Consider the following 9381-nt stretch of genomic DNA (forward strand, 5'->3'; position numbering starts at 1 on the left):
AAAGTTTGAGGTGCAAAGACAGTTAATGCTCGATGATTCTAATAATCACAATCAAATTGTAAATTCATTATTCGATATTGCCAGTAATATCCAGATTCAACCTAATTTCTGTATTTACCACCCCAATTATCAACCTTTTGCTTTACCCGCTAATATAGCAAATAGGTTTCAACAAAACTCATCTTCTTTAAAACACAAGTATTTGAACATACTTCTCAGAAATTTTCTCTATGGTATTTATTATAATGGTTCACTGCAAACAGTTTTAGCATCTAATAATACTCATAATGATTGCCAATCTCAGCTAAATTTCTCAGAAAATAACAGTTTAGGTGTAGATATAGATTTCTATGAACAACTACATCATAGTAATCATGGTACAGGCCATTATGAACCCAATTGGCAGATTTTGAGAATCGAACCTGATGGCAGTATGGCCGTTAAAAAAGATGGTTTAACACTATATATTGAACCAGACTGTCATCTAAAATCTCCAAGGAAGTCCTCTAAAATTGGTAAATTAATATCAATATGGATGCCTAAAAATCGCCTGCAAAATGGCTGTTATGTAGCAGTAAGTAACTTGGGAATGGCAAACCAAGATAGACAAAATAATGATTTAGGAGTAGGACGAATTTACTTTAATTTTACATCAGCCGGAGCAATCATTTTCATGGAAAGCTTAACACAAGCATTAAATAATGCAGCTATTTGCTTTAGTTTTCATGTTCTTTATAATCCCGCTGTCTATGGGCGTTATGATGCAGGTGTCCTGCATTTTGCACGCCAAAATTACCCCACAATTAGGAATATTCTTCAAGAGATTTATCAAGAACATCAAGCTTATTTTCAGCCAGAAATTCCCCTATTTACTAAATTCCTAGCACCAGGATTAGGGTTAGCAGAAGAACCATATCAAAATCAAAAATTTGCCCCTCAAGAAAGTTTTGGTATGAACCGTTGTCAAATTGTCGCCAATGCTTTATTAGAATCTTGGCAAAAAGGTAAAAATGCTCTTGAGGAAAGAATAGAAATCATTAATCAACACTTTGCACAAAATTTAATTGATATGCACCATCCCTATCTTAACCCTGCTTCTGAAGATATTTATCAGCCTTTAAGCTGATTGTATCAAGAATAATTAACCGCAGATTAACGCAGATCAAGAATGATAAATTTGTGAAATTTATTATTCTCTATGGTTGATCAGGATTATAATTATTTATTGTAGCAGATTTAATTTTAGGAAATTAAACATGGCTTTTACATATTACTACACTGTAAGATTTCAAGATACTGATGCTGCTGGAGTAGTTTATTTCGCTAATGTTTTGAGAATTTGTCATGAAGCTTATGAGGCTTCATTAGCAGCTTCTAGTGTTAATCTTAAATCATTTTTTACTAATCCGTCTTTAGCTTTTCCTATTGTTCATGCTAATGTAGATTTTTTACGTCCTATGTCTTGTGGTGACAATTTAGTGATTAGTTTGTTACCAGAAAAAATAAATTTAGATAAGTTTGAAATTACCTATGAAATTATGGTAGATGAGGTAATGGTTGCTAAGGCAATTACTAGGCACGTTTGTATTAATGTTAGTAGTAGAGTTAAGCAGGAATTACCACATTATATGAATAATTGGTTGGAAATCAACCGCACAGACGCAGAGAGCGCACAGAGAAGAAGATCCAGGTTAGAGTTTATGTGATTTTAGCATATAAATCCCCGACTTCTTGGAAGAATTCGGGGTTCTTAAGTATTATGTTTTTAGAAAATCCTCAGCTATTTTTTGCAGCTGTTGACGGTTAATTTTACCTTGGTTGTTACGGGGTAATTTGGCTAAGGAAATCCAATGTTTGGGAATTTTGAATTGACTCAGTTGATTTTTTAGTTGGGTTTGGATTTCTCTATGGGAAATATTTTTATCTTTGGGAATATAAATGGCTGTTAATGCTTGTCCCCAATGTTTATCAGCTATCCCAATTACACAAACATCAATTACCATTTGAGTTTTTCTAATCGCTGTTTCAATTTCTAGAGGGTAAATATTTTCACCACCTGTAATTATTTTGTCGCTATTTCTGCCAATAATATGTAAATAGTCTTGATTATCTAAAAAACCCATATCATCAACTACAAAATTATTTCTATTTTCCCATATTTGTGGATAATAACCTAATGCTAATGATTTACTTTGAATATTTATATTTCCTGGTTGATTATCAATGATGATTTTAGCATGAGGAAGAATTTTCCCACTATTAAATTTACCTTTTAAAAATTCATCAGGTTTCAGAGTTGCAATTTGAGAAGCGGTTTCTGTCATTCCATAGGTAGGTGCTAATCTAATTTGATGAAATCTCGCTTTTTCTAATAGTTCTTCCCAAGGTGGCGCACCCCCTAAAAAAACAGTAGCAAATTTTGATAGCCATTGGGTTAATTCTGGATTTTGCAGGAGTTTTTGTAATTGGGTGGGAACTAAAGATATAAAAAATTCTGCTGGGTTAATATTTGGTATTTCACAAGTTTCTAATTTCTTAGATGTGGTAATTACTAGTTTACCTCCCGTTGTGAAAGAACGCATAAATTGCATTAATCCACTCACATGATACAATGGTAATATACAAAATGAATTAACTGAATTTATGGCAAAATATTCTGTAAATCCTTCCACAGACGCTGTTAATGTTTCCCATGTATGAATAGCAAATTTAATCTTTCCTGATGAACCACCAGTAGGAATCATAATAGTATTATTAATTGGTAATTCATAATTAGTAATTACTGATTTTGAAAAGTTATTTTCTCTTCCTAAAAATATATCTGGTTGGACTAAATTAAAAACTTGTTCCCATTCATCTTTACCCCAATCTGGGTGACAAAGAAAAACTGGACATCTAGCCGCACAAGCAGCAATAAAACTGGCTATAAATCTCACAGGTGATCTTTCGGCAATCATGATTTTTGGAGTTGACAACTGGGTTAATTGTAAATATAATTCTGTTGCTACCCGTGGTAATTCCTGGCTATGATCACAAATTAGCAAATCATATTTTTGTATATTTTCTAAAAGGTTTTCCATAGATTTTCTAGCCAGTTTAATTCTTGTTCTTTAAAAAGGTGATTAATACCAAAACCAACAGCACGGTTATTTTTAGATAATTCTGCTGCTAATTGTAATGCGGCTTGTCTGCCAATTTCTGTTTCAAATACAGATGAAAATACAACGTCAATTTGATGTTTTTTGCAAAACTCTTTTAACCTAGATGGTGAACCAACTATTCCCGGTTTAATCACAAAAATTCCCACCCAACCTTGTTGAAAACATGATTCTAATTGTTGGAGATTGGCGATAGATTCATCTAAGGCTATAGGTGTAGAATATAAATTACTTAATTCCCGCATTTCTGTAAATTTATCTGCTGGTAAAGGTTGTTCGATAAATTCAATTTTTGGTAAGAATTGATCACACTTTTTTAACCATAATTCAGCTTGTTGATAACTAAGTCCACCATTAGCATCTAAACGTAATTTGGCTGAATTTGGTAAAATGGAAATTAGTAAATCAAATATTTCTAATTCCTTATTTATATCATCAACACCAATTTTCCATTTGAATGTTTTATATCCTTGTTCCCATAAGTTATTCCATTGATTTAAAGCTAATTTTCCCGCTGATAATAAGCCGCTGTAGGTAAGATCTAAATTAGCATCCGGCGATTGGAAATCACGGCTACACAGACGAAACCCACCTGCGTGGGTTGAAGATTCAAAAGCAAATTGACAAGCTGGTAAGTTATCGGGAATAGTGAAAATCATCTCTTTGGTAATTGTTTTTGGAAGTTGATGACAAAAATCTAAAGCTTGTTCTATGGTTTCTGAACCAAACCAAGAAATGGGAGAAATTTCTCCCCAAGTAATATGATTTTTTTCATTAATTAAGCGAATAATTACACTTTCGCGGATTTCCCAAACCCCATGATTAGTAATAATAGGATTTGTGAATTTTTGGCTAAAGTAACGAAAAGAAAATTGATAAATCATTGGGTACTTGCAAATAAAAAAATACCTGAACCTCTCATTTCTCCGTGTTCTCTGTGTCTCTGTGGTTTTTTCCTGATTCAGATAACTTATTTCCTGAAAGTTCCTTAACCAAATATAAATCCCAAACCCAAAAATAAGCAACTCAAAAAATGAACATTAATAGCGATAAATTTAGAATTACTAACTTTATCTGGTTGGTGATGGGTTTCTAAAACGTGACGACATAATTTCACCGCAAAAGGTAAACTTAAGAAACTTAATAATGTCCAAATTGGGAAAATATTCAAGATGAAAAACAGCAATATTAAAGGATAAATACTAGCAGTAAATCCCACTAAAACCTTTGCACCTGTTTGAGTTCCTAAGCGCACAATTGGAGATTTTTTTCCTGCGGCTATGTCATCTGCAACTTGGTGAAAATGGGAACAAAATAGCACTAAACTGGTAATAATGCCTAAAATTATGGAAGCTGCTAAATTTGTACTAGACCAGGTTTGAGTTTGGCTATAATAGGCTGCACTCATACCCAAAGGACCAAAGGCAAAAAAGCAGAGAATTTCGCCTAAACCTTGGTATCCTAGACGAAAAGGAGGACCTTGGTACATATAGCCCAAACCGCAGCATAATAGAATTATACCGATAATTGTCGGATCTTTTTGTAAAATAGCGATCGCTATTATCCCCAACAAACCCAAACCTAAACACAAGTTTCCCACCCAAAACATTAAGGTTTTATTACCAGTTAAATTCACCAATGAATGATGTTTATTCTCATCAATTCCTGTTTCCGCATCAAATACATCATTACTAATATTTTCCCATGCTAAAATTAAAATTGACGCAGCAATAAACAGAGAAAATATTGTGAGATTAAAAATCCTTGTTTCCCTAAATGCTACAGCCGAACCTACCCAAATCGGCATAATAGCAACACTGTACATTGGCGGTTTAATTGCCGCCATCCATAGTTTACCTTGAGGTGGTGAAATTTGAGTTGAAGTCATCGGTTTTGATTATTTAAATTACCATAATTTTAGTTGTCAATTAAATCTTATAATTTTATCCGGCACTTGACCAGTCATTTTAGATTTGAGATTTGGCTTGTTTATCTGTTTATATCCTACTCTTGTCAGTGTAGTCAATCTAAAATTGTTTAACTTTGGTAAATTACCAAAAAATGCTAATTTTATGATTATAGGTTCACATCCTACAATAAAATCTGCTATCTTGCAACCAAAACAGGATAAACCCCCGAATCACCCTTAGTCTATGCTGGTTAATGGTAACTGAATTATGTTACCTATAGAAATACCATCATGACTTATGACATTTTAGGAAGATAACTTAATAAAAATTAACTTATACATCCATGACCATTTCACCATGTCGCAGCCACACCTTTGTAGACTACAAATACCTAAATCAATTACTATTAGAGGTTCAGGAAAATTGCCGTCGTCATAATAATAGTAAAATTGTGAGTATTCCCCTGGAAATTGGTTTAGTTGATCCTTTGCTGGTTTTCGATAAATTTAGTCAAAAAGATACCAAAAACTTTTATTTTGAAAATAGAAGTAATGGTGAAGCAATCGCAGCAATTGATACTGTAGATAAAATAGAAATTTTTGGTAAAAATAGATTTATAAAATCAGAAGAATTTATCAAAAATTGTCTGAAAAATATAATTTATATTTCTCTGCAAAATCAGACTTTTTCCCAACCTCATTTTTTTTGTACTTTCAGTTTTTTTGACCAGCATGAACAAGCCGATTATCCATTTCCCTCTGCTACGGTTTTCTTGCCTTGTTGGCAAATTGTATTAAAAAATAATTGCTGCACATTAATAATGAATACAATTATTAATTCTCAGGTAAATATTACCAAATTATTAGATAATTTACAAAGCCACTTAGAAATTATTAAGTCCTTGAGAAATTTATCCATAAGTATTGACAAATTTCCCTTAAATTGCTACAGAAAAATTACTAAAAACGGTGATGAATTTAAAAATTCAGTCTCATCAATTTTAGAAATCATTCAATCTCAACATTTAAGCAAAATTGTTTTAGCTGATACCTTGGATGTCAGGAAAAATCATGATTTTAACTTACTACAATCTTTAAATAATCTGCGTCAATTACATCCTAATTGTCATGTATTTTCCAGCAGTAATGGTCAAGGACAAAGCTTTATTGGTGCTAGTCCAGAACGGTTAATTAGTATTCACAAACAACAGTTAATTACTGATGCTTTGGCAGGTTCAGCCCCCAGGGGTAAAACACCTATAGAAGATGCTGCAAATGCTAACAACTTAGTTAATAATACCAAGGAAAAACACGAACATAAACTTGTTCTGGATTTTATTACTCAACATTTATCTCAACTAGGTTTAGTCCCCCAAGTTTTAGCTCCCAGACTCCGACAATTATCTAATATCCAGCATTTATGGACACCAATTACTGCCGTAGTCCCGACTAATATTCATCCCTTACAAATCATTGCTAAACTGCATCCCACACCAGCAGTTGCCGGTGCAGCTAGAGATATTGCTTGTACCGAAATTCGCCGTTATGAAAATTTTGAAAGAGGTTTATATGCAGCACCTTTAGGTTGGGTAGACGCAGAAGGAAATTGTGAATTTATTGTCGGAATTCGTTCGGCTTTAATTGATGGTAATTATGCTAGACTTTATGCAGGTGCAGGTATTGTTGCCGGTTCAGATCCTCACAAGGAATTTGCAGAAGTGCAACTTAAATTGCAAGCTTTATTAAAAGCCTTGGTTTAAAATTTTTATGATTAGCTCCTTCCTGGACTCTCCTCCCGTCACTAGCCACAGAGTCGACAATAAGCATTCCCAGTCAGAGAATGGGAACGAGATTTTAACAATAATATGATTATAAATCCTCATGACTAAATGATTTTGCATTTGCACCGGTGTAAGTTTTGACAATATGTCCATTACCAGACATTTGATATTTATATGTGATCAAACCCTCCAAACCAACAGGTCCACGAGGTGGCATTTGTTGGGTACTAATTCCCACTTCTGCACCAAAACCATAGCGGAAACCATCCGCAAATCGGGTAGAACAATTATGATACACTCCCGCTGCATTTACTAACCCCTGGAAAGTTTCTGCTGCTGTGATATCTTCCGTAATAATCGCTTCTGTATGCCGAGAACCGTAATTATTAATATGGGATATTGCTTCTGTTAAAGAATCCACAATTTTAATGGCTAAAATTAAATCACTGTATTCTGTTCTCCAGTCTATTTCCGTCGCAGCGGCAATATTAGGTAAAATTTTTAAGCTGCGTTCATCTCCTCTTAATTCTACATTTTGTGCTGCTAAAGCTGCGGCAACTTGAGGAAGAAATTCCCCAGCAATACTACTATGAATTAGCAATGTTTCAATGGCATTACAAGCAGCAGGATATTGAATTTTAGAATCTACAGTAATATTAATAGCTTTGTCAATATCCGCTTTTTCATCTACATAAATATGACAAATTCCATCAGCATGACCTAATACCGGAATTCGAGTATTATCCTGCACAAATTTCACAAAATCATTAGAACCCCTGGGAATAATTAAATCTACATATTTATCTAATTGCAACAGTTCTAATATTTCTTCTCTGGTTGTTAACAATTGCACCGCGTCAGCATTAACTCCAGTCTGAGATAATCCTTGTTTAATAGCTTTAACTATCGCTTCACAAGAATTTAACGCTTCCTTACCACCTTTGAGAATTACACCATTACCTGATTTAATTGCTAAAGAAACAATTTGAATAGCCGCTTCAGGACGCGCTTCAAAAATAATCCCTAAAACACCCAAAGGACAAGTAATACGTTTAAGAATTAAACCACTGTCAATTTCTCGATGAATTTGCACCTGACCAATTGGATCATTTAGTTTACCAACGTCTCGCACACCCGCGATCGCATCTCTTAATTTATGTTCATCTAATTGCAACCTTTTATAAAGAGGTTTAGCGATTCCTGCCGCTGTTGCTGCTTGACAATCAGCCAAATTTGCTTGCAAAATATCATCCTTAGCTGATTCTAACCCCTGAGCGATCGCTTCAATCGCTTGATTTTTGTCTTCAGAGGAAAGAAAAGCCAGCTTACTTGCAGCTTGACGAGTTTGTTGAGCGATAGCTTCGCTGGCCGAGGACATCGCACTTAGAGGAGAAGCAATGTTGAGATTAGTCATAGCACCTAAGAGTTTTCAAATGTAGCCACAATTTCTATGTTTATTCCCATCCTATCAATTTTCCCGATGTGCATTTACTAGGTTAATGATCAATCTGATCTGTCAAATAGATTTTGAGGAAAAATTAGCTGAAATAGCTAATTTTTACCCAATTTTCGGAAATTCACCTCATCAAGTTTAGAGACTTAACCTTGTCGAACCCGACGCTCAAATTCTGCGGAAGTTTTTCCAACCACATCCAATGCTAAGGGATATATATCATTATGCTCCTGTTTCAGCCAGCCTAAGAGATTGGCAATCTGAGCATTCCGTAAATCTAAATCAGTCTGAAAAATGATTGAAGTTGCCATCGCTTCAGCATATTGACGTGGATGACCTTTCTGTACAAAAGTATCCACTAAAGCAGTTAAAGCTTCCTGTGGTACATTAGCAGGATTTCCTTCTGTAGACATAATTTTTGAAAAAATAAACTTAATAAATTAGAGTAATTTATCTAAACAAGTAGATGCCATTAGTAACATTACTTAATTTTCTATATGTCAGGCTAAGGACACTTACGTAAGCTTACTGAAAATAAGCTCAACCTATTGACAAAATACATGAAATATGAATTATGCGATCAAAGCATTTAAAGGTGATTTTTCAATAATTTATTAGCCAAGCCTTTGTTGCTTTACCCATAAGCTGTTTATCCCAACTTAATTTCCAAAAGCCTTGTCAAACCTAGCATTATTAATCATTACTATCCTTTATTTATACAAATAGAACATGATAATACTTGATTTTCTGGATCGGAATTAATAATATAATTCAAATAAAATCAGAAATATTATCCAGATTTTCCCAGTAGTACGGATTCGGTAATCATGTGTTTTTAATAGCTTTTTAACTCATAAACTTTACATTTCTTTACAGAAAAGTTCTTTACATCTTCAGAAATCAGTGATATTTATATAAATGTGGGTCGAGCGAAATGCTCAACCAAAAATCAAAACAACAACAAGGACTTAAAACAATGGCAGTTGAAAAAACCAATTCTTCCTCCAGCTTGGCAGAAGTTATTGACAGAATTTTAGACAAAGGTATCGTCATTGATGCTTGGGTTCGTGTTTCCTTAGT

The 9381-nt window shown here is 33.9% G+C and carries 9 protein-coding genes; 4 read left to right on the forward strand and 5 right to left on the reverse strand.

Going from position 1 to position 9381, the window contains the following annotated elements; all coding sequences use genetic code 11:
* The first annotated feature begins 25 nt into the window (after nucleotides 1–25).
* Both FFO06_RS14640 and FFO06_RS14645 read left to right on the forward strand, forming a co-directional pair.
* Nucleotides 26–1126: a T3SS effector HopA1 family protein gene (locus FFO06_RS14640; protein WP_137908690.1), complete on the forward strand. Its 1101-nt coding sequence runs from the start codon at nucleotides 26–28 to the stop codon at nucleotides 1124–1126.
* Nucleotides 1127–1256: 130 nt separating this feature from the next.
* Nucleotides 1257–1706 (forward strand): acyl-CoA thioesterase, encoded by a 450-nt coding sequence (locus FFO06_RS14645; RefSeq protein ID WP_137908691.1) that lies wholly within the window; start codon nucleotides 1257–1259, stop codon nucleotides 1704–1706.
* A gap of 51 nt (nucleotides 1707–1757) precedes the next feature.
* On the opposite strand, the gene FFO06_RS14650 is transcribed toward FFO06_RS14645, so the two are convergent.
* The 3 genes from FFO06_RS14650 to menA form a co-directional block, all read right to left on the reverse strand.
* Nucleotides 1758–3080, reverse strand: coding sequence for a 2-succinylbenzoate--CoA ligase (locus FFO06_RS14650; protein WP_137908692.1), 1323 nt, complete (start codon nucleotides 3078–3080; stop codon nucleotides 1758–1760).
* Nucleotides 3065–4042, reverse strand: coding sequence for an o-succinylbenzoate synthase (locus FFO06_RS14655; protein ID WP_137908693.1), 978 nt, complete (start codon nucleotides 4040–4042; stop codon nucleotides 3065–3067). The genes FFO06_RS14650 and FFO06_RS14655 overlap by 16 nt, the downstream gene beginning before the upstream one ends.
* Before the next feature lie 104 nt (nucleotides 4043–4146).
* Nucleotides 4147–5046, reverse strand: a complete 900-nt coding sequence (gene menA / locus FFO06_RS14660) for a 2-carboxy-1,4-naphthoquinone phytyltransferase (protein WP_137908694.1) — start codon at nucleotides 5044–5046, stop codon at nucleotides 4147–4149.
* A 365-nt stretch (nucleotides 5047–5411) separates the two neighbouring features.
* On the opposite strand from menA, the gene FFO06_RS14665 reads away from it, so the two are divergent.
* Nucleotides 5412–6827 (forward strand): isochorismate synthase, encoded by a 1416-nt coding sequence (locus tag FFO06_RS14665; RefSeq protein WP_137908695.1) that lies wholly within the window; start codon nucleotides 5412–5414, stop codon nucleotides 6825–6827.
* Nucleotides 6828–6936: 109 nt separating this feature from the next.
* Here FFO06_RS14665 and FFO06_RS14670 read toward each other — a convergent pair whose 3' ends face one another.
* Both FFO06_RS14670 and FFO06_RS14675 read right to left on the reverse strand, forming a co-directional pair.
* The gene (locus tag FFO06_RS14670) at nucleotides 6937–8262 is read right to left on the reverse strand and encodes a glutamate-5-semialdehyde dehydrogenase (RefSeq protein ID WP_137908696.1); all 1326 of its coding nucleotides are present in this window, start codon (nucleotides 8260–8262) and stop codon (nucleotides 6937–6939) included.
* A 185-nt stretch (nucleotides 8263–8447) separates the two neighbouring features.
* On the reverse strand, nucleotides 8448–8714 hold the full coding sequence (locus FFO06_RS14675) for a hypothetical protein (protein WP_137908697.1): 267 nt from the start codon (nucleotides 8712–8714) through the stop codon (nucleotides 8448–8450).
* 563 nt (nucleotides 8715–9277) lie between these two features.
* Between FFO06_RS14675 and gvpJ the strand changes: the two genes are divergently transcribed.
* The coding region (gene gvpJ, locus FFO06_RS14680) for a gas vesicle protein GvpJ (RefSeq protein WP_201275468.1) at nucleotides 9278–9381 on the forward strand (104 nt) is incomplete at its 3' end.

The sequence above is a fragment of the Dolichospermum planctonicum genome (assembly GCF_005402965.1).
Taxonomy (GTDB): Bacteria; Cyanobacteriota; Cyanobacteriia; order Cyanobacteriales; family Nostocaceae; genus Dolichospermum; species Dolichospermum planctonicum.